The 19,223-nt window shown below is 67.1% G+C and carries 18 protein-coding genes; 11 read left to right on the top strand and 7 right to left on the bottom strand.

The genetic code is table 11. The features are described from left to right. The first annotated feature begins 54 nt into the window (after positions 1 to 54). Positions 55 to 321, top strand: coding sequence for a hypothetical protein (locus QRM95_RS20705; protein WP_285249297.1), 267 nt, complete (start codon positions 55 to 57; stop codon positions 319 to 321). Here the strand turns inward: QRM95_RS20705 and QRM95_RS20700 are convergent, their stop codons facing one another. Further along, a complete protein-coding gene (locus QRM95_RS20700) occupies positions 322 to 1,548 on the bottom strand; it encodes an amidohydrolase (RefSeq protein ID WP_285249296.1) in 1,227 nt (408 codons plus the stop codon). It abuts the gene before it with no gap. Between the two features lie 248 nt (positions 1,549 to 1,796). Here QRM95_RS20700 and QRM95_RS20695 point away from each other — a divergent pair, with 248 nt between their 5' ends. The 9 genes from QRM95_RS20695 (at position 1,797) to QRM95_RS20655 (ending at position 12,300) form a co-directional block, all read left to right on the top strand. Further along, entirely contained in the window at positions 1,797 to 3,020 is a 1,224-nt protein-coding gene (locus QRM95_RS20695; RefSeq protein ID WP_285249295.1) for a virginiamycin B lyase family protein, read from the top strand. Between the two features lie 606 nt (positions 3,021 to 3,626). Beyond that, a complete protein-coding gene (locus QRM95_RS20690) occupies positions 3,627 to 4,688 on the top strand; it encodes a LacI family DNA-binding transcriptional regulator (protein ID WP_285249294.1) in 1,062 nt (353 codons plus the stop codon). Between the two features lie 324 nt (positions 4,689 to 5,012). Further along, positions 5,013 to 6,455 (top strand): argininosuccinate lyase, encoded by a 1,443-nt coding sequence (argH, locus tag QRM95_RS20685; protein WP_285249293.1) that lies wholly within the window; start codon positions 5,013 to 5,015, stop codon positions 6,453 to 6,455. Positions 6,456 to 6,521: 66 nt separating this feature from the next. Continuing rightward, entirely contained in the window at positions 6,522 to 7,439 is a 918-nt protein-coding gene (locus tag QRM95_RS20680) for an amino acid ABC transporter permease (protein WP_109863622.1), read from the top strand. Next, positions 7,436 to 8,203 carry an amino acid ABC transporter ATP-binding protein gene (locus tag QRM95_RS20675; RefSeq protein WP_018762062.1) on the top strand — a complete coding sequence of 256 codons (768 nt, stop codon included), beginning with the start codon at positions 7,436 to 7,438 and terminating at the stop codon, positions 8,201 to 8,203. Before QRM95_RS20680 ends, QRM95_RS20675 begins: the two co-directional genes overlap by 4 nt. A 29-nt stretch (positions 8,204 to 8,232) precedes the next feature. Further along, the gene (locus QRM95_RS20670; RefSeq protein WP_285249292.1) at positions 8,233 to 9,105 is read left to right on the top strand and encodes an ABC transporter substrate-binding protein; all 873 of its coding nucleotides are present in this window, start codon (positions 8,233 to 8,235) and stop codon (positions 9,103 to 9,105) included. Then, positions 9,102 to 9,962, top strand: a complete 861-nt coding sequence (locus tag QRM95_RS20665) for a polysaccharide deacetylase family protein (RefSeq protein ID WP_285249291.1) — start codon at positions 9,102 to 9,104, stop codon at positions 9,960 to 9,962. The genes QRM95_RS20670 and QRM95_RS20665 overlap by 4 nt, the downstream gene beginning before the upstream one ends. Beyond that, positions 9,959 to 10,867, top strand: a complete 909-nt coding sequence (locus tag QRM95_RS20660; protein ID WP_285249290.1) for a polysaccharide deacetylase family protein — start codon at positions 9,959 to 9,961, stop codon at positions 10,865 to 10,867. The genes QRM95_RS20665 and QRM95_RS20660 overlap by 4 nt, the downstream gene beginning before the upstream one ends. Next, positions 10,864 to 12,300, top strand: coding sequence for an MmgE/PrpD family protein (locus QRM95_RS20655; RefSeq protein ID WP_285249289.1), 1,437 nt, complete (start codon positions 10,864 to 10,866; stop codon positions 12,298 to 12,300). Before QRM95_RS20660 ends, QRM95_RS20655 begins: the two co-directional genes overlap by 4 nt. Here QRM95_RS20655 and QRM95_RS20650 read toward each other — a convergent pair. Together QRM95_RS20650 and QRM95_RS20645 are read right to left on the bottom strand one after the other, a co-directional pair. After that, a complete protein-coding gene (locus QRM95_RS20650; protein ID WP_285249288.1) occupies positions 12,293 to 12,775 on the bottom strand; it encodes a MarR family winged helix-turn-helix transcriptional regulator in 483 nt (160 codons plus the stop codon). The two genes, QRM95_RS20655 and QRM95_RS20650, sit on opposite strands and share 8 nt — an antisense overlap. After that, positions 12,775 to 13,191: an SRPBCC family protein gene (locus tag QRM95_RS20645; RefSeq protein WP_285249287.1), complete on the bottom strand. Its 417-nt coding sequence runs from the start codon at positions 13,189 to 13,191 to the stop codon at positions 12,775 to 12,777. Before QRM95_RS20645 ends, QRM95_RS20650 begins: the two co-directional genes overlap by 1 nt. Before the next feature lie 304 nt (positions 13,192 to 13,495). Between QRM95_RS20645 and QRM95_RS20640 the strand changes: the two genes are divergently transcribed. Next, positions 13,496 to 14,623 carry a methyltransferase gene (locus QRM95_RS20640; protein ID WP_502934990.1) on the top strand — a complete coding sequence of 376 codons (1,128 nt, stop codon included), beginning with the start codon at positions 13,496 to 13,498 and terminating at the stop codon, positions 14,621 to 14,623. A 54-nt stretch (positions 14,624 to 14,677) separates the two neighbouring features. On the opposite strand, the gene QRM95_RS20635 is transcribed toward QRM95_RS20640, so the two are convergent. From QRM95_RS20635 to QRM95_RS20620, 4 genes are all read right to left on the bottom strand, one after another. Beyond that, positions 14,678 to 16,219: an HD domain-containing phosphohydrolase gene (locus QRM95_RS20635; protein ID WP_285249325.1), complete on the bottom strand. Its 1,542-nt coding sequence runs from the start codon at positions 16,217 to 16,219 to the stop codon at positions 14,678 to 14,680. A 60-nt stretch (positions 16,220 to 16,279) separates the two neighbouring features. Continuing rightward, positions 16,280 to 17,035: a hypothetical protein gene (locus tag QRM95_RS20630; protein ID WP_285249286.1), complete on the bottom strand. Its 756-nt coding sequence runs from the start codon at positions 17,033 to 17,035 to the stop codon at positions 16,280 to 16,282. Between the two features lie 83 nt (positions 17,036 to 17,118). After that, complete coding sequence (locus QRM95_RS20625; protein ID WP_285249285.1) at positions 17,119 to 17,868, bottom strand: SDR family oxidoreductase; 750 nt, start codon at positions 17,866 to 17,868, stop codon at positions 17,119 to 17,121. Between the two features lie 277 nt (positions 17,869 to 18,145). Continuing rightward, on the bottom strand, positions 18,146 to 18,766 hold the full coding sequence (locus QRM95_RS20620) for a DUF4190 domain-containing protein (protein ID WP_285249284.1): 621 nt from the start codon (positions 18,764 to 18,766) through the stop codon (positions 18,146 to 18,148). Positions 18,767 to 19,223 lie beyond the last annotated feature (457 nt).

The raw sequence follows: 19,223 nt of genomic DNA, 5'->3' as shown, positions 1-19,223 counted from the left end.
GTTGCGGAGGGATGGCAGACTTGAGGCTGATCCCACGACCGAAAGCAGCCACCCTTGATTACCTTGCACCAGGACGCCGAAGGCTTCATCCGGATGAGCCGGCACTACCCGGCCGGTGTCCGCATCCGCATTACTTTCACCGATGGCAGCACCGGTGAATTCTCCGGCCGGACCCTCAACAACGCCTACGATGCTGCGCTCGCGGAATTCCGGGCCAAGAACGGGCTCGACGCTCGGGGGTTCAACCGGACCCCCGCCGGCCGGACCAACTCCGGCAACGCCGTGGACTTCGTTCCGGTGCACCCGGGCATGGGGGAGTAGCTAGGCCGGCTGCAGCCCGTCCGCCACCACGGTTCCGCGGTGGATCACGGTGCGGCCGGGGAGCCTGTCCATCACGGCGGCGGTGACGGTGTCGCCCTCCAGCAGCACCAGCTCAGCGGGGTCGCCCACTGCCAGGCCGGGCCGGTCCGCCACGGAACCAAGCCGCTGTGCCGTGGGGTCGATGACGCTGGCGCTGCCGATGGTGGCCACGGCCGCACAGTGCTCGATCAGCTCATCCGCCCGGAACCTGTTGGTGAACGCCAGCTGCCATGTCCGGTCCAGCATGTCCGCGTTGCCGTAGGGGGACCAGTAGTCGCGCTGGCCATCCTCGCCCAGGCCCACCCGGATGCCGGCGGCGGTGAGCCGTTCCAGCGGCAGCGGGGACGCGGGCGCAACCGTTGCCACGGAGACGTCCAGCTCGGCCATGTCCGCCAGGAGCTCGTCGAGTTGGGCGTCCGGCAGTTCCCCGAGGCAGAAGGCATGCGAGATGGTCACCAGCCCCTGCATGCCCAGCGCCTTGGTGCGGTCCAGGATCAGCTGGGTACTGAACAGGCCCAGCTGGCCCGGCTCGTGCAGGTGGATGTCCACGGGCTTGCCGTACTTTTCGGCCAGGCCAAAGACGATGTCCAGGTGCCGGACCGGGTCGCGGTCCAGTGCGCAGGGGTCGATCCCGCCCACCACGTCCGCGCCGAGCTTCAGCGCCTCCTCCAGTACCTCGGCGCTTCCCGGCTCCCGAAGCAGCCCGGCCTGCGGGAACGCGATCACCGCGACGTCCGCCCGGCTGCGGTGCGTTTCCCGGGCGGCGAGGACCGCCTCAAAGCGTTCCAGCCCGGCGTCGGCGTCCACCTGCGCGTAGCTGCGCACCCGGGTGGTGCCGCGCCCGATCATCGCGCCCAGGGTGTGCGTGGCCCGCTCAGTGATGGACGCCTCGGCGTCGCGCCAGTTGTTCCGGTCGTTGAGCATCATGTTCCACACCCCGGGCGTTCCGGTGTGCTGGCGGAACGGCAGCCCCAGCCGGGTGGAGTCGAGGTGGACGTGGACGTCGGAAAAGGACGGCAGCAGGATCCGGCCGCGCCCGTCCACGGTGGCGGCGGGCTTGGAGCCCGGGTCCCCTGGAGCAGCCCCTTCCACGGCAACGGGGCCGACGGCGGTGATCACCCCGCCGTCGAGCGTCACGTCGGCGGCGTCCCCGCCCCAGGGGCGGACGTTGTGGAGGACGAGGGTCATGGGCGTGGTCCTGTCATGGGAAAGTCGGCGGCAGGGTTCGGACTTCAGTTTAGGGCCGGCGGCGGAGGGTACGACGACGGGCCCCACCCGGGTGCCAGGAGCCGCCTGGTGCCGCCTGGTGCCGTGCCCCGGCCGGTCCGGGCGGCAAGGCTTCCTGATGGCGGTGCGGCCCGCCACTGGGTCTGCTGCGCCGTGTAGGTAGGATCGGAGGACTGCCGCGGGGGTCGGCAGGAATATGGGGGAATATCGTGATCCATCAGCCGCTTCGCCGTGCCGCCGGCGCGGTCTCTTCTGCCGGGATGGCACTGCTGGCCGGCGCCACGCTGGTCCTGGCCTCCGCCGTCGTGCCTCCGCCTGCCGCCGCCGACGACGCCAAGTCGCTTGACGCCGTCGGCCAGCCCCTGGGCATCGCCACCGGGCCGGACGGCACCCTGTACGTCAGCGACGACGCCTATGCCGGGGTTGTCAACGCCTACGCGCCCGGGGAGACCGCACCGTCCCGCACCATCAAGACCGGGCGTGGCCCTACCTCGCTGGCGGTGACCGCCGACGGGACCCTGTACGTGTCCCAAAGCGAGGGCGCCCAGTCCCAGATCGGCGTCGTTGCCCCGGGCGCCGGCGAGGTTTCCCTGGTGATGAAGGTGTCTTCCGGAACCCACTGGCTGACCGTGGGCCCGGAGGGATCCCTGTACGTGGTGAATCCAGACGAGCACTCGGTGTCGGTCGTCAAGCCGGGCGACGCGTGGGTCCAGCGGACCATCCAGGCCGGCCCGAGTCCGGTGAGGCTGGCGGTGGCCCAGGACGGGACAGCCTATGCCGCTAACGAAGCCGCAGGCACCGTGACCGTGATTGCGGCCGGTGCGCCGTGGCCGTCGCACACCATCGACGTGCAAGTCGGGGCCCACCCGCACGGGATTGCCGTCGCGCCGGATGGGACCGTCTACGTTGCCAACATCATGACCGCCGATGTGGCGGTGATCGAGCCGGGCGGAACCACGGTGGCGCGGCGGATCCCCGTAGGCCAGGCGCCGCAGGAGGTCCTGGCCGCCGCGGACGGGACCGTGTACGTGACCAACAGCATGGACGATACTGTGTCCGTCATCCCGGCCGGTGCTGCCGCCGCGCATACGGTTGCCGCCGGCGATGATCCGGGCCGCATGGCCCAGCGGGCTGCCGGGTCCGTGGTGGTGGTCAACAGGCGGAGCAGATCGCTGACAGTGCTCGACGCCGGACCGGCCGGCGCCGTTGCGGCCCCCGCCACGGGTGGGGACGAGCCAGCGGAAGCAACGGCCGACGGCGGCGTGTCAGACGGTGCAGTTGTTGCCAAGGCTTCCTTCGACGTGCGCGTTGCGGCAGTTGCCGCTGTGGCGGGTGTTGGGCTCCTCGCCAGTGCTGCGCTCCTTGTGGTGGTGCTCAGGCGGCGCAGGAGAATCAGCGGGGCCGACGCCGCCGAGGCCTGGGCGCTGGACTAAGCCGGGCTTCCCGTCGGGGGTGCCGGGCTGACCCTTGCCTGGTTCCTGATTGGTGGAAACTACTGCGGACACTGCCTTGACGCGAGGGCGGCGAGATCGTGGATCAGGCGCCTTACTTCATGCTCCCGGTTCCTGGCCCGGGAAGGCTGGCCCTGGATGGGCGTGAGCTTGGTGCGTGGGGGAGCGGGGACAGGCCGCCGGTGGGTTGCCGGTGCCGTTGGCAGCCGTTCCTGGGACACAGCTGGTTTGGCTGTGCCTGCGTGCTCTGCCGCATCCGATGCGTTGCAGCTTGTGCCTGAAGATTCATCCGTGAATTTCAAGAGGGACCCCCTTGGGCGAGCTTGTCTGAACACCATAGGGACCTGTGCTGCGGCGGGGAAGGGGATTTATCCATGACGGGGATTAATTGCGCGAATCTTGAGATCGCCCAGGACGTGCCGGGCCTCAGCCGGCTCCGAGCGTGGGCGGCCGGGGCTGGGCGGCGACCCGGCGTGAGGCCATCGCTTCCAGGAGGACACCCTGCAACTGCTGCGCAACAAATCAATGAAACCGGTGTCAATAGACCCGCTTTCCATCAGGCCGGAAATTCTGGGGTAAATTTCTTGAATGGAATCTCGACGGTATGGCAGCGCCACTTTGCTGGATGTCGCGCGCATGGCCGGCGTCTCCCGGTCCACGGCGGCCAGGGCGCTCGGCGGCTACGGCTCGGTAAGCCATGAGCTGCAGTCGATGGTGGCGGCGGCTGCCGAAGCGTTGGGTTACCGGGGGAACGCCCTGGCCCGGAGCGTGAGCTCCGGACGCTCGCACACCATCGGGGTGGTCATCAGCGACATCGAGAATCCCCACTTCGCCAAAGCCGTCCGGGGCATGACCGATGCCGCGAAGGCAGCCGGGTTCGACGTCATCCTGGCCAATACGGACGAGAACCTGGATGCGGAACGGGCAGCCGTCCAGGTGTTCCTGGACAAGCGGGTGGATGGGCTGATCGTAGCCTCCACGAGCCGAAGCGATTCCGCGCATTTGCTGGACGTGGTGCGGATGGGCCGGCCGCTGGTCCTTTTCGACCGGCGCCCGGACAACGTGGAAGCCGACTGGGTGGGGACTGACTGCTATGCCGACGCCACCGCGGTTATGGAGTACCTCATCGGCTGCGGCCACACGAACATCGTGTTCCTTTCCGCCACCACAAAGACGCCGGAGGAGCTGGAATCCGGGCATCCGTTGCCCATTTCAACCATTGCGGACAGGGTGCGCGCCGTTCGCACGGCGGCCCGGGCCGCGGGGATCCGATATGAGTTCATCTCCGATGCCATGTCCCCGGAGCGGGCCCACGAGATTGTTGCCTCCCTCCTCCGCCGCCCTGACCGGCCCAGCGCTGTCATTGCTTCCTACAGCCGCCTGGCGCTGCCGGCGTTCCAAGCCATCCGGGAGGCGGGCATGGAGGTTCCCCGGGACATTTCCCTGGTCTGCCTGGACGACGCCGAGTGGATGACGGTCAGCAGCCCCGAGGTGACGGCCGTTGCCTTGCCCGCTTATGAGTTGGGGCTGAAGGCGGCGGAGGTCCTGGTTGGCCGGATCGAGCACTCGGGTCCGGACCAGAGGGACCATCTGCTGCCGGCCACGTTCACGGAGCGAGGCTCCGTAGCGAAAATTCCCGCACACGGGTAACGGCAGGGCAACTCCTCCGGGGGCTCCTGCACCGCACGGCGTCCAGTTCCTTCAGCGTGCCCGGGTGCTTCGTCGCGCCTTCCGGACCCGTAACAAACACCAGGTTCTCCGGTCACTTGGATCGATGGAGTAGTCAGGATACCGGTGTCTCAGCAACAATGATTTATCTCCTGAAACCGGTGTCAAAAAACACGCGTCATCAAATTAATAGCCGCGAAACAAAGCGGAAATCATTGACAGTTAGGGTTTACCCCAGAAATACTTTCGTTGCACGAAGTGATACGGATCACTTCCCGGGCAGTCTTTCCAAGGAGCTAGACGCATATGCAAGAACAGACAAAGCTGTGGGGCGGCCGGTTTGCTGGTGCCTCCAGTCCTGAACTCTCCCGCTTCTCACGGTCCGATCCGCGCTACTTCCGGATGGCCCCCTACGACCTGCATGGTTCCCGGGCCCACGTGCGCGAACTCAACCGGTCGGGCCTCATTGATGACGCCGAACTCGCGCTGTTCCTCGACACGATCGATCTCCTGGCCAGGGACATTGAAGCGGACCTGGTCCACCCGCAGGAAGCGGACGAGGACGTCCACACCTTCCTGGAGCGGCTGCTGATCGAACGCATGGGTCCGGTGGGCGGAAAGATCCGTGCCGGCCGCTCCCGCAATGACCAGGCCGCCAACGACCTCCGGCTCTACATGCGGGACAAGGTCCGGCTGATCGCCGACCTCTTGGTGGAACTGGCCGAGGCGCTGGGCTCGCAGGCAGACCGGCACCTCCACACTCCGGTCCCGGGATTCACCCACCTGCAGTCGGCGCAGCCCGTTGTGTTCGCGCACCAGCTGCTGGCCCACGCCCAACCCCTGGTCCGGGACCTGGACCGGTTCCGGGACTGGGACCGCAGGGCAGCCGTCTCGCCCCTGGGTGCGGCGGCGCTGGCCGGATCCACCTTCGCCCTGTCTCCGGAACTCGCAGCCCTGGACCAGGGCTACGATTCGAGCGCGGAAAACTCGATCGATGCCGTGGGAAGCCGCGATGCCGCCATCGAGTTCCTGTTCGTCTGCTCCCTGACGCTCATCGATATCTCCCGGCTCTGCGAGGAGATCATCTCCTGGGCGTCCCAGCAGTTCCGGTGGATCACCATGGACGATGCCTACTGCACCGGCAGCTCGATCATGCCGCAGAAGAAGAATCCGGACATCGCCGAACTCGCCAGGGGCAAGGCCGGCCGGGTCCTGGGGGACCTCATGGGGCTGATGGCTTCGGTCAAGTCGCTGCCGCTCGCCTACAACCGGGACCTCGCCGAGGACAAGAACGCGGTCATCGACGCGGTCGAGACCATCGAGGTCGCCCTGCCCGCGCTGTCCGGCCTGGTGCGGACGTTCTCGGTCAACGTCGAGGAGGTCCGCCGGCAGGCAACGGCCGGCTACACCTTGGCCACCGAGGTTGCCGACTGGCTGGCGCGGCAGGGAATTCCGTTCAGCGAGGCACACGAGATTTCCGGAGCGCTGGTGCGGTTCTGTGAGTCACACGGCCTGGACTACGACGACCTCACTGATGACCAGCTCGCCGCCGTGGATTCGCGGCTGACGCCGGATATCAGGGAGGTCCTCACCCTTGAAGCTGCCCTCGCGGCCCACTCCGGGTTTGGCGGTACCGCCCCGGAACGAGTGGCCGAACAACTGACGCGGCTCCGGGCGAAGCTGGACCAGGCACGAAGCTGGGCGGCCGACTACCAGGGGCTTCGCGTCCCGTCCGGCGCAGCGGGCTGACCCGTGGCGCCCACCAACGCCGGTCCCCGCGGCGACCTTGAAACCCTCCACGATCAGGAAAGCGCCATGAAGACTCAACCAGCGCCCAGCATCACAGGCACTGCAGCGGCAGATCTGAAAATCGTCCCGCGCCGGCACATTGGGAGGTGGATTGGTGCCGCGGCCGTGGTGCTGCTCCTGGTCTGGCTGGCCGTCTCCTTCTCGCGGGCCAAGATCAACTGGCCCACAGTCCAGGAGTACCTGGCCGTTCCCGTGCTGATCCAGGGAATCGGAGTTGCCCTGATCCTCACCGCCGTTGCCATGGCGATCGGCCTGGTCCTCGGCGTGGTCACCGCCGTGATGCGCCTGTCGAAGAACCCGGTGGTCTCGGGCGTTGCGTGGCTCTACATCTGGGTCTTCCGCGGCACCCCCGTGTACCTGCAGCTGTTGATGTGGTTCAACCTGGCCCTCATTTTCCCGGTGATCGGCATCCCGGGGCTCTATTCGGGCCGCATGATCGACATCCTGACCCCCTTCGTCGCCGCCTCCATCGGCCTGGGGCTGAACCAGGGCGCCTACACCTCCGAGGTGGTCCGCGGCGGCATCCTTTCCGTCGACGAGGGGCAAACGGAGGCCGCGCAGGCCGTGGGCATGACGCGGCTGCAGGCCATGCGGCGGATCGTCCTGCCGCAGGCCATGCGGGTCATCATCCCGCCCGTGGGCAACGAGGTCATCGGGATGCTGAAGACCACATCGCTGGCCTCCGCGATCGGCGTGAGCGAGATCCTTTCCGAGGCCCAGCACATCTACTACGTCAACAACCGGATCATGGAGCTCCTGATCGTCTGCGCCGTCTGGTACCTGGGCGCCGTGTCCATCCTGAGCATCGGGCAGTTCTACCTGGAGCGGTTCTTCGCCAAGGGATCCTCAAGCCGGCAGCTGCCTATGACGCCCCTCCAGCGGCTGTCGAGCATTTTCGGTACCAACAGGAAGGCACAGTCATGACCACCAACGTTCTGGTCCGCGCCGAAAACGTCCACAAGAGTTTTGGCCTCAACGAGGTCCTCAAGGGCATCAACCTCGAGGTCAACAGCGGCGAGGTGGTCTGCCTGCTCGGTGCCTCGGGGTCCGGAAAGAGCACCTTCCTGCGCTGCATCAACCACCTGGAAACGCTCTCCAACGGGCGGATCTGGGTGGGGGACAAGGTGGTGGGTTACCGCCAGGACGGGAACCGCCTCTTTGAGCTCTCCGACAAGGAAGCCGCCCGCCAGCGCCGGTCCATCGGCATGGTGTTCCAGCGGTTCAATCTCTTCCCCCACATGACCGTGCTGGAAAACATCATCGAAGGCCCGGTCCTCGTCAACAAGGTCAAACCGGCCGAGGCCAAACGGCACGCGTCCGAACTGCTGGCCCGGGTGGGCCTGGAAGGACGCGAAGGGTCCTACCCGCGGCAGCTCTCCGGCGGCCAGCAGCAGCGCGTGGCGATCGCCAGGGCCCTGGCCATGAAACCCGAGCTGATCCTCTTTGACGAACCGACGTCGGCACTGGACCCCGAACTGGTGGGCGAAGTGCTGGACGTCATGAAGGACCTCGCAAAATCCGGCCTCACCATGATCGTGGTGACCCACGAGATTGGCTTCGCCAAGGAAGTGGCCGACCGCGTGGCGTTCATGCACGGCGGCGAAATCGTCGAAATCGGTCCTCCGGCCGAGGTCCTGGGCAACCCGCAGCACGAGCGGACCAAGGCCTTCCTTTCCCGCGTCTTCTAAACATCACCCCAACCCCTTTGGAGCCATCCATGAAGAAGTTCACCACGGCCGCCCGCGTTGCGGCCATCACCGCAGTTGCAGCGTTCGGCCTCACCGGCTGCGTCGGCGGCGCCGAAACCACCGCGGACACCAGTGCCGGCACCACCGGCCTGCCCCAGGCCATCAAGGACGCCGGGAAGATCAGGATCGGCCTGTCCCCGGACTTCCCGCCCATGGAGTTCCGCGACTCCGACAAGAAGCTGGCCGGCGTGGACATCGAGCTGCAGCAAAAGCTGGGCGAGGCGCTCGGGGTTCAGGTCGAAGTGGTGGAATCGCCCTTTGACCAGCTGATCAACTCCGTCCAGACCGGCCGCGTGGACCTGGTCATGTCCGGCATCTCGGACACGGTGGAACGGCAGAAGACGGCCGACTTCGTGGACTACTTCAAGTCCCAGGGCCGCCTCTACACTTCGGGCACCCGGGCAGGTGAGTTCAAGCAGGAGAGCGATCTCTGCGGCAAGACCCTCGCGGTGAGCGGCAAGACCGATTACTTCGAACAGGTGAAGACCCTGAGCAAGACCATCTGCACGGAGAAGGGCCTTCCGGAACTGAGCATCCTGCCCACGGACTCCGGTGCGGCCGCGCGGCTGCAGATCGACCAGGGCCGCGTGGACCTGGCCGCCCAGGGCGCCGAGAACCTCGCCTACTTCGACAAGACCGATCCCGGAAAGTACGCGGCCGTGCTCGATCCGCTGCCGGCCAAGCCGTTTGGCATCCTGATGCAGAAGGACAACACCCAGCTGGCCAACGCCGTCAAGGACGCCCTGACCAAGGTCACGGACAGCGGTGACTACCAGAAGATCCTGGACAAGTGGGGCATCGGCTACGGCGCCATGAAGCCCGAGATCAACGGGGTTAAGTGAACCAGCAGTCCATGGAGGCGGGGGCGGCGGTGCGGTGGCCGGAAGGCAACCGCAGCGCCGTCACCCTGGCCTTCGATCTCGACGGGCCCACCGGCGATGCCATGCTGAAAGGCACCATCTGGACCCGGCCGGAGTACTTCAGCCAAGGTGCCTACGGACCGTGGCGGGCCCTGGACCGGATCCTCCGGCTCCTGGACGCCCACCAGGTCCCGGCAACCTTCTTTACCCCCGCCTGGGTGGTGGAAACCTGGCCCGAACAGTGCCGGCGGATCGTGGAGCACGGCCACGAAGTAGCACACCATGGCTATAAACACGAAAAGTACTGGGACCTCAGCACGGGCGAACAGCGGCAGGTGATCGAGACCAGCCAGCGGATCTTCCAGGACGTCCTGGGCACTACGGCCGTCGGTTTCCGCACCCCGTCCGGTGACTGGCGTCCCGAGACCCCGGCACTGCTGGCGGAGATGGGCTTCCTTTACTCCAGCTCCATGCGGGGCGATGACCGGCCGTACCTCCATGCCGGCGGGAAGCTCATCGAGATCCCGGCCAGGTCCGATATGGACGATTACGCCTCCCTGGCGTACACCACCAACCCGGACTGGCCCTCCGGCGGGGACCGGATCGCCGGCTACGAGCCCACCCTGGACAACTGGACCAGGGAATTTGACGGGTACCACGCCGAGGGGCTGTGCCTTTCCACCATCTTCCACCCGAAGGTGGTGGGGAAGCCCGGCCGGGCAGCGCTCCTGGACCGCTGGGTCCAGCACATGAAGGAGGCCGACGGCGTGTGGTTCGGCACGTGCGCGGAGATCGCCACCTGGTGGCAGCAACAGCACGGAACGGAGCAGGCAGCATGAGGTTCACGCAGGAACCGCCGGCGGGCCGCTGGCCCTGGGCGAATCGGTGCGCCTTCGTGGTCACCGTGGGATTCGAAGCGGAACTGTCGGTGCTCGCGGCGGCGCCGGACGCCGTCGACCGCGCCAAAAGCCTGTCCGTTGGCCAGTACGGCGCCACCCGCGGCGTGGACCGGCTCCTGGCTGAACTCGGGCGCACGGGCACCACGGCGAGCTGGTTCATTCCCGGGGCCAACCTCGGCACCTACCCGCGCCAGGTTGAAGCCGTGGCGGCGGCCGGGCATGAACTTGCCAACATGGGCTGGGCGCTGGAGGACATGGGGCTGCAGACGCTGCCGGAACAACTGGACAGCATCGGCCGGGCCCAGGACGCTTTCGAGGCGCTCCTTGGCGTGCGGCCGCAGGGCTTCCGGGCGGCCCGCGGATCAATGGCGCACGGCCTGCCCGCTGAACTGCTGGACCTGGGGTTCACCTGGTCCTCCTCGTGGCACGGCGACGACTTGCCCCATTTCCATGCCGGCAGCGCTGCAGGACTGGTGGAGGTGCCACGGCACCATGAACTGGACGACTTCCCTTATTTCGTCTTCAACCTTGACCCGCCCATCCCCAAGGGCAGCCCGCGGATCGCGTCCAGCCGGGAGGTGCTGCGCAACTGGATCCTGGAATTCGAGGCCTACCGCGCCGAAGGGCTTTGTTTCGTCCTGACCCTGCATCCGGAGATCATCGCCACTCCCGGGCGGATCGGGATGCTCCGGGAGTTCCTGGACCACGTCCACGGGTACGGCGACGTCTGGCACGCTACCGGCGGGGACGTGGCCCGGTGGTGGTGGGACACCGCGGCGCCCAACAGCCCTTCCCACCCGGCAGAAATCTTCCATTCCCTCACCCATGAAGGCACCCCGGCATGAGCCCAGAGCTGACAGCATCGGAACGCATAGCGGACTTTCTTACGGCATTGCGGCCGGCGGACATCCCTCCCGAGGTCCTGCACCGGGCGAAACTCCACCTGCTGGACACCCTGGGCGCAGGCATTGCCGGGGCGGCGTCGCGGGAAGTCCACCTCAGCAGGTCGGCGCTCGCCGCAGCACACGGAACCCCCTCGCCCGGAACGGGCTCGCCGGTGTGGGGCACGCCCGCCGGGCTGCCGCCGCTGGCGGCCGCCTTCGTCAACGGCGTGGCGTGCCATGCCTTTGAGCTGGACGATTCCGGCGGGTGCGACCATTCCGGGGCCGTGGTGGTTCCGGCTGCGCTCGCCGCCCTGGCCGTCCGGGCCGGCGGTTCCGCGGGGGGAGCGGACGACGGCGGCACGGGAGTTGACGGCGGAAGGCTCCTTCACGCCGTCGTCAGCGGGTATGAGGTGGGCCGCCGGGTGCAGGACGCCCTGGGCGGCTACGACCCGGTAAACAACCAGGGCTGGCACTCCACGGGGGTGACCGGCACGTTCGCGGCCGCGGTGGCGGCGGGCGTGGTCCTGGGGATGGATGCGCCGCAACTGGTGTCCGCCATCGGCCTGGCCGGCTCCTTCACCGGTGGAACCTGGGCGTTCATCGGGGACGGGGCCATGTCCAAGCGCATGCATGTGGGGCGCGCGGCCGAAGCCGGTCTGAACAGTGCGCTGCTGGCCAAGGCCGGATTCACGGGGCCGCGGGATCTGTTCTCCGCTCCGTGGGGCAGCTTCCTCAAGCTCTACGGCCAGCCGGGCGACGTCCAGGAGTCGCGGCTCTTTGACACGCTGGGGGAGGACTGGCAGGTCCAGCGCGCGTCGATCAAGCCGTACGCCACCTGCCGGAGCACCCACTCGGCCATTGACGCGATCCTGGAGCTCCGTGACCGGGGTATCACCGCGGAGGCAACGCAGAAAATCACGGTGCGGACCAGCGCCCTCATCGCGGATATGTGCGGCACCGCCGATGTCCGTTCCCTCGTCTCGACCCAGCTGAGCATGCAGTTCGCCCTCGCAGCGGCGCTGATGCACGGCACCGTGGGACTGGACCAGGTGGCGGAACAGGGCCGGAACGATCCCCGGCTGAGGGAGCTGATGGGCCGCATCCACGTGGAAGTGGACCCGGAGCAGCACGGCGGATCGGCCGAACCCTTCCTCACCGTACAGACGGACACGGACTCGTTCGGGGTGCAGGCGGTCAAGGCAAAGGGGGCCGCCACCAACCGGCTCAGCGACCAGGAGACCATCGGCAAGTTCGAGGGGCTGGCCGGCACCAGGCTGCCTGGCGACCGCGTCAAAGCCATCAGCCGGCTGGTGCTGGGCCTGGAGTCCGCGGCCGACGCCGGTCTGCTCCTGGGGCTGCTCGCGGCAGATTCGGAGCCCGCCGTCCTTACGTAGCCCGAGCCTCGGGTTCCGTGCGGTCACCGCCGGCCGCTGCCGGTGTGTCCGGCCCGGGCCGGGCCAGGCGCTGGAGCAGGGACACGGCATCGTCCACGGGCACCGGCTCGAAGAATTTGGCGTCTGCGAGTTCGACGGCGGCGATGGCCAGGGGTGCCAGCTCGGCTCCGGCGCTGGTGACGCGCAGCCGTTTGGCCCGGGTGTCCGCCGGATCGACTTCCCGTTCGATGAGTCCCTTGCCCTCCAGGGCGCGCAGGACTTGGGAGGCCATCTTGACGTCGGTGCCCGCCTGCCTGGCGAGGGCCAGCTGGTTCGGGTGCTCGCCCTGGTTGTTGAGCCACCAAGCGCAGGCGAGCAGCACAAACTGCACATGGGTGAGATCGAGCGGGGCGAGAGCTGCGGCGATGTCCCGCTGCCAGCGCAGGGTGGCGTGCCAGAGCAGGAACCCGGGGCTCTCGCCGGGGTTGAGCGGCATCAGCCGCCTGCCATCTTGACCAGCGCGGCCATGGTTTCCGGCCAGTCCGCGGTGATGCCGGGCCCAAGCTGCGGTCCGGCTTCGTCGGCGCCGTCGCCCGTGATCTCCATCCGGTACACCACCCGGATCCGGCCCTCGCCGGCTGGATCGATGCGGTGGGTGGTGCGCAGGAGCAGGCCGCCGAAGCGGGCCTCGTCCACGAAGCGTTCGTTTTCGACCGCCTCGGCGATGACCAAGGGGATTGGGTCGTCGCCCGGAGGCGTCATCAGGATCTGGGTGCCTTCGGCGAAGGGGCCGTTGATCTCGATCGTCTCGATCTCCCCGTTCCAGGCGCCCCAGTTCTCGACGTCGGACCAGAGCCGCCAGATGGCCTCTGGCGTGGCGTTGGTGTCGATGCTGTGCTCGTATTCCCACATGGTGTCCTCCGTGGAAGATGATCTATACAAAGATTATCTATGCACAGACTATTTCTTGTCTAGAGGAAACCCGCAGGTTTACCTGTACCCTGACACAGTAGGTTCAAGGGCTTCGGCGCCCCATCGACCAAGCCCGCGTTTGCTGCTGGCGGACGGTCTGGACTCCTGGCAGCGTCCCCTTCGACGTCGTCGAACCCCCGCTGCAATCGGCCCGAATCCGGTCGCTCCCAACATCTTGGAATGGAACTTCATCCCTACTGGCACCCCAGCTCCGGCGGAAGTCCCGCCCTTTGACCCCGCTTTTTTGAACACAGCAGCGGCAGCCGGGCATGTGACTTGGATGGACGCCGGCACCGGGATGTCCGCGCGGTGGCGGTCGGCCAACGGCAGGCCTGCGCCCGGGCGGGTGGAGGTGGTGGACGACGCCCTCACGGCCGACGATGCGTACCGCATGGCATCACAGGGGATCGCGATGCTCTGGCACGGAGATTTCCACAACGCGCGGCAGATTCTCAACGCCCTGGACCGCCGGATAGGCGCCGGAAAGAAGGCCAGCGGAACCCCTGCCGAGCAGTTCTATCGGCACCGGCAGGCCGCCTCGCACCGGGCACGCATCCTGGGCCTGCTGCTGATTCCCCTTGATCCGGGTCCGGTGGTGCCACTGCGCCGCGCACCGGACATCCGCGAAGCCGCCGCGGCAGCGTACGGAGACATTGCAGAGTCTTCCGTGGTGTCCCTGCACGAGCTTGTCGGGGCCATCGGCGCCCACGAGTGGCGGCGGACCGGCGTCTACGTCGATGCCCTGCAGGACCGTATTCACCCGCATTACGGTACGTTCTTTCCCACCCGCAGCGAGTATATGGATCTCGTGGCAGCGGCCGCGCTGCCCGCGGACACGCTCGCGTTCGACGTCGGAACGGGCACCGGAGTGCTCGCCGCCGTCCTCGCCCGTCGCGGCGTCCGCCGCGTGGTGGCGACGGACAATGAACCGCGTGCCATCGCCTGCTCTGCTGAGAACTTCCGCAACCTCGGAGTCGAGGACCGCGCCGAGGCGGTGCTGACCGACATGTTCCCGCCCGGACGGGCACCGCTGATCGTCTGCAACCCACCCTGGATTCCGGCCACGCCGCATTCCAGCCTGGACAGCGCTGTCTACGACCCCGGGAGCAGGATGCTGTTCCGCTTCCTGGCAGAACTCCCCGGCCACCTGGAGCCGGGCGGTGAGGGCTGGCTTGTCCTGTCCGACCTCGCCGAGCACCTGGGCCTGCGGTCGCGGGCGGACCTGCTGGCCGCCGTCGAAGCGGCCGGACTGACGGTGGTGGAACGGCTGGACACCAAGCCAACGCATCCTAAGGCTTCGGACCGCGACGATCCCTTGTTCGCGGCGCGCTCGGCCGAAGTCACGTCACTGTGGCGGCTGGTCAGCCAATAGTCACAAGGGATGTGTCCCGGGCCAGCGCGGGCTGCACCAGCGGGCCGCGGGCCGCTACTCGGTCAGGCCGTTCCTGATCGCGAACAAGGTGGCCCCCACCCGGTTGGTGGCGCCGATCTTGGTGTAGATGTGCTCCACATGGTTGCGGACGGTCTTCCGGGAGAGGAAAAGACTGGCTGCTATCTCGGCAGGAGCCATTCCGCGGCACAGCAGGCCGAGGATCTCCAGTTCCCGCGGGGTGAGCCCGCCTGCGGCGGCATGCGAACGCCGGGGCTGCTGGCCGGCCGCCACCAGCACGGCCTCCACCGCTCCGGCGACGAGCCTCCCGGCCGAAGCTTCCTGCCGCAGTCGGGCGGCCGCATCAGCTGGCGTGAGCGCGGGCCGGTGCGGGCGCGGCTCCACGGAGGCATGGTAGGAGTCCGCAGCCGCCAGGATCCGCTGCTTGATCCCCAGCTCTGATCCGCCTATCCCACGTGGATAGCCGGACCCGTCGAGCCGCTCGTGGTGTGAGCCGGTGAGGGCCGCCTCGCCCTTCAGCCCGGGAACGCGGCTGAGGATCCGCTCGCCCAGGAACGGGTGCATGCGGATACGTTCCAGCTCCAGCGCGGAGAGGGGCTCTTTCTTGTCCCATACCTGGTTGGACACCCCCAACCGGCCCAGGTCGTGCACCCATCCCGCACGGCGGAGCTCCCTGACGTCTTCCGCGGGCAGCCCGTGCTCCTCGCCTGCCGCGGCCGCCAGCGCCGCCACCGCGCGGGAGTGCCCGGCCGTGTAGGGGGATTTGAGGTCCGCGAAGTCGCCGATCGCGCGCAGCACCGTATCGAGCTGACTGCCGGACAGGGGAGCGTCGGTAGGAGCCAGGTCCAGGGCCGCCTGCCAGCAGTCGACGTCGAGGAGTCCTTCGGTGAGTGCCTCGGCCTGGTCGATGAACAGGCCGGCCAGTGCCGGATCGAACTGGCTGCCGCGGCGTGCCCGCACCATGGCCACCGCGCCGGACACGCCTTCCGTCCGCAGGAACACCTCGGCCGTATCCGCCAGGTGCATGATCCGCATTTCCAGCGGGATGTCCGGCCCCGCAACTCCCTCCGGCAGGCCCTTGCCGTCCCACCGCTCAAAGGTGTGGGTGAGCAGTCCTGCCACGCCGTCGTCGAGCCCTACACTGCTGGCCAGCACCCCGGCGGAGACGCAGTGCGAGGCAATCATGGTGCGTACCGCTCCGCTGCCGGTGGCGGCGAAACGCGTCCAACGGGCGAGGCGGGGGAGCGGCGGGAGGCCGGCGCCGGCGTGGCTGAACATGCCGGCGTACATGGGCAGGCCGTGCTGGTCGCGACGGTAATAGTCGGCGCGGAAGCCAATATCGTCCGTGAACAGCGCGGCCAGTTCAAAGGAATCCGCGTGGCAGCCGATCCACGCCAGCTGGTTGGCGTAGTAGATCCTGCCCTGGCCCGTCGCGTCCACGCCTGCGGCGCCGGCGATCCGCAGCGCCAGCAGGGACGCACGCAGCATGTGCTCCATCGGCTGCCCCAGCCCCAGGTCGATGGCGAGCGACAGCGCGGCCAGGACTTCGCTGCGGCGGGGCGCAGCCGGTGACTGCATCACACCTGCCATTCTAGGAAGCCGCCGGCCGCGGCAGTAGGGACCTTGCGCCGTCGGCCGTTATGCCGCCTGGCTTCTCCCGGTCCGTCCCTGGACGGCGCCTGGTCCGGCGGGATGGGCGGTGGAGGGGAACCTGACGCCCACCTGGGCGCCGAACAGTCCACGCTGCGGAAGCCAGAAGTCCGCCAGGTGGTCCTGGACCTTGAGCGGGCCGGGCCGTCCGGCGCCCTCACCCAGGACCGTTGCCCTGGAATCGGTGACCAGCCACAGCTGCCGGGGCTGGGCCTGGAACGTCTGGCCGTTGGGTACACGGCCGGACATTTTCATCCGGCCGGCGCCGAGCAGCGGACCGGCGAACGCCCCCATGGCCCTGAGGACGGGCTCGCTGCGCCACAACCTTTCGGGCATCCGCGCGGCCATGGCGGTCAGCATCTTCGTGGCCGCGGAGGTGCCTAGCTGCAGGTCCCAGTCGAGGACTCCCGGGACCGTGATCACGGCGCTGGACGGGCCGCTCCAGGTGATGTCGACGTCGGTTTCCACAATGCGGTGGAACGCCAGGCCGAAGTAGCGGGCGCAGCTGAATTGCGGCGGGACGTTGGCGTAGAGGGTCCATTCGCCGCCGGGCGTGCGGTGCCAGACGGAGCGGTAGCCGGGGCCGACGGAGCTCACCGGGAAATCCCGGAATGCCAGGTAGTGGCCGCTGGCGAAGGGCAGCCCAAAGACGGCGCTGCCGGCGAAGTGCTCGGCAGAGTCCTCGGGAAGGTCGGCAAGTTTGGGTGTTGCCTGTGCTGATGACTGCGGCTGGTGGATGGTCATGGCCGCCTCCTTTTCTCCATGCCTTGAGACTAGGAGCGGGCCGCGGCAGGGGCATGGGGCAGTTGCCCCATTTAGCGACGGTTTTACGCGGCACCGATGGCGTCGAGCCACTCCTGGAACGTTTGGCGTCCGACGGCGGAGCCCGGCGCCGGGATCAGCGCGCCGGTGCGCATGGCCGTGCCCATGGGGCCGGGGAGGCGGAGCGGAATGATCCGTTTCTTCTGCTGCGTCTTGGCCAGGTAGGCCGTGACCAGGCTATTCAGCTGTTCGGTCCGTGGGCCGCCGAGGTCCGGGAGCCGTCCCTTCGGCCCGGCCTCGGCCGCGTCCACCAGGGCCGCTGCCACCTCCTTCGCCGCCACAGGCTGCGTGACCATGGTGGGCACGAAGGCCAGCGGGCCCACGGAGGCGGCCTTGATGGACATCGGCACGAACTCGTGGAACTGGGTGGACCGGAGGATGGTCCAGGGCACGCCGCCGTGCCTGACTTCGTCCTCCTGAATCAGCTTGCCCGCGTACAGTCCTGAGTTGGCTTGGTCGATGCCCACAATGGACAGCACCACGTGGTGCTTTACGCCGGTCTTCTTCCCGGCCGCCAGCAGGTTCTGGGTGGCGTTGGTGAAGAAATCCACTGGCTTCTTGGTGGACAGGACCTGGATGCCGGAGACGTCGATGACGGTGTCGACGCCCTGTAGCGCCTGGTCGAGACCATGCCCGGTGATCAGGTCCACCCCTTCCGCGCGGCTGAGGCTGACCACGTTGTGCCCGCGCTCCCTGGCGATGGCCACCACGTGGCGGCCCACTGTCCCTGTTCCCCCTGCAACGGCGATTCTCATGGTTGGAATCCTATGCGGCGGCTACGACAAAAGGCCGTGCTTTGCGGGCCCTGCCGTGTGGCGGCAGCAACCAGCGGGGGCGTGTGCCTGGCGCCGCCGCTGCCTGCAGTAGTCAACCGGCAACACCATGACTGACGTGGTGCCTGCCTCGGTGGGGTAGGGGTACTTTCAGCGGAAGGAACGACGGCGGCACCCGGGCCTTGGGTGCCGCCGTTTCGTGTAGTGCAGTTCGCGGTTATTCTTGCGCGTCCTCAGTCGTTGCGCCCATTCGGCAAGATTACTTCTGCCAAGTATTTCCCGAGCAGGAAGCATGCGCGCCGGAGCCGCTGCCCGTGTTCTTGCCTGCACTCTTGCCGTCAATCAGGATCTCACACGAGACAGCACCGGAAGCGTCAGAATAGCTTCCCGTGACAGAAATGCTTGTGATGTTGAAGTCCGTGGATGTGATGGATTTCTTCCAGTCAGCCTTGATGTCTTCCGTCGAGGTTCCGCCCGGGGACCAGTAAGAAATGTGGGCAGGGCCGGAGGTGGTGACGACATACTCTACCGTGTGCTCTGCATTTACTTTTTCGTCGATCGATTTTGCCGCGGCGCTGATACCAGCCGTCACCATTCCGGCGGTGATCAGGCTGACGATACCGAGGATAAGTCCGGCGACCGCCATTCCCTTCTTCCGATTTCTAAGGCAGAGAGCAATGATGCCCAGGATGATGGCGACCGGTCCGAGGAAGAAGGCAATCATTCCCACTAAGGGAATGATACTGAATACCGCGGCGACAATACCTACGACCAAAGCTGCGACGCCCAGGCCGTTTTTGCGCTTTTCCTCAAGCACCCGGACATGGTGAACAGGTTGCTCCGGCACTACCGGATATGAGGCGTCATTCTTGATGGACATAATTTTCCCCTTTTATGGATGCAGGTGAGACCGGCTTGTTCGCGGCGATGCTTTGCCCGAGCAGCCAGTTGTCAAGCGCGGCTTGCGGATAGCTGGAGCTATCGAGCTATTTATCGTGGGCTGCAACCGCATCCTTAGCGATTGCTCCTCGTTCGCATTGACTGTGCCCTGAGACTTGGGCTGTTTGCCAGCTAGATCGTTAACCGGGTATCGAGCTTCTAGCGGATCTTCGTGAGGCCGAAGTAGGTGCTCGAAGCTTGAAGCGATCAACCTCTTAAGCATTACGCAATTCCATCCCCCGTGGACAGGCGTTGTAGTTGACGTCAAAAGACACATCCCCTTGACACGTCCATTGTGGTCCAAGAAAGACGGTAAAAGCGTCGGAATTCTAATTCCTCAGAAAATGCTTCGGAAACCTTGAGCAGGACCTGAGGCGAGTACACGGCGGCGGCGAGCA

Origin of the sequence: Pseudarthrobacter sp. efr-133-R2A-89 (assembly GCF_030209315.1) — a bacterium.
GTDB lineage: Bacteria > Actinomycetota > Actinomycetes > Actinomycetales > Micrococcaceae > Arthrobacter.
This window is presented reverse-complemented; position numbering and strand designations above follow the sequence as displayed.

Excerpts from the sequence above, each read along its gene's own strand:
- argH (WP_285249293.1), top strand. The coding sequence starts at position 5,013 with ATGCAAGAACAGACAAAGCTGTGGGGCGGCCGGTTTGCTGGTGCCTCC.
- QRM95_RS20630 (WP_285249286.1), bottom strand. The coding sequence starts at position 17,035 with ATGACCATCCACCAGCCGCAGTCATCAGCACAGGCAACACCCAAACTT.
- QRM95_RS20690 (WP_285249294.1), top strand. The coding sequence starts at position 3,627 with ATGGAATCTCGACGGTATGGCAGCGCCACTTTGCTGGATGTCGCGCGC.
- QRM95_RS20620 (WP_285249284.1), bottom strand. The coding sequence starts at position 18,766 with ATGTCCATCAAGAATGACGCCTCATATCCGGTAGTGCCGGAGCAACCT.
- QRM95_RS20635 (WP_285249325.1), bottom strand. The coding sequence starts at position 16,219 with ATGCAGTCACCGGCTGCGCCCCGCCGCAGCGAAGTCCTGGCCGCGCTG.
- QRM95_RS20625 (WP_285249285.1), bottom strand. The coding sequence starts at position 17,868 with ATGAGAATCGCCGTTGCAGGGGGAACAGGGACAGTGGGCCGCCACGTG.
- QRM95_RS20670 (WP_285249292.1), top strand. The coding sequence starts at position 8,233 with ATGAAGAAGTTCACCACGGCCGCCCGCGTTGCGGCCATCACCGCAGTT.
- QRM95_RS20700 (WP_285249296.1), bottom strand. The coding sequence starts at position 1,548 with ATGACCCTCGTCCTCCACAACGTCCGCCCCTGGGGCGGGGACGCCGCC.
- QRM95_RS20650 (WP_285249288.1), bottom strand. The coding sequence starts at position 12,775 with ATGCCGCTCAACCCCGGCGAGAGCCCCGGGTTCCTGCTCTGGCACGCC.
- QRM95_RS20645 (WP_285249287.1), bottom strand. The coding sequence starts at position 13,191 with ATGTGGGAATACGAGCACAGCATCGACACCAACGCCACGCCAGAGGCC.
- QRM95_RS20660 (WP_285249290.1), top strand. The coding sequence starts at position 9,959 with ATGAGGTTCACGCAGGAACCGCCGGCGGGCCGCTGGCCCTGGGCGAAT.
- QRM95_RS20655 (WP_285249289.1), top strand. The coding sequence starts at position 10,864 with ATGAGCCCAGAGCTGACAGCATCGGAACGCATAGCGGACTTTCTTACG.
- QRM95_RS20680 (WP_109863622.1), top strand. The coding sequence starts at position 6,522 with ATGAAGACTCAACCAGCGCCCAGCATCACAGGCACTGCAGCGGCAGAT.
- QRM95_RS20675 (WP_018762062.1), top strand. The coding sequence starts at position 7,436 with ATGACCACCAACGTTCTGGTCCGCGCCGAAAACGTCCACAAGAGTTTT.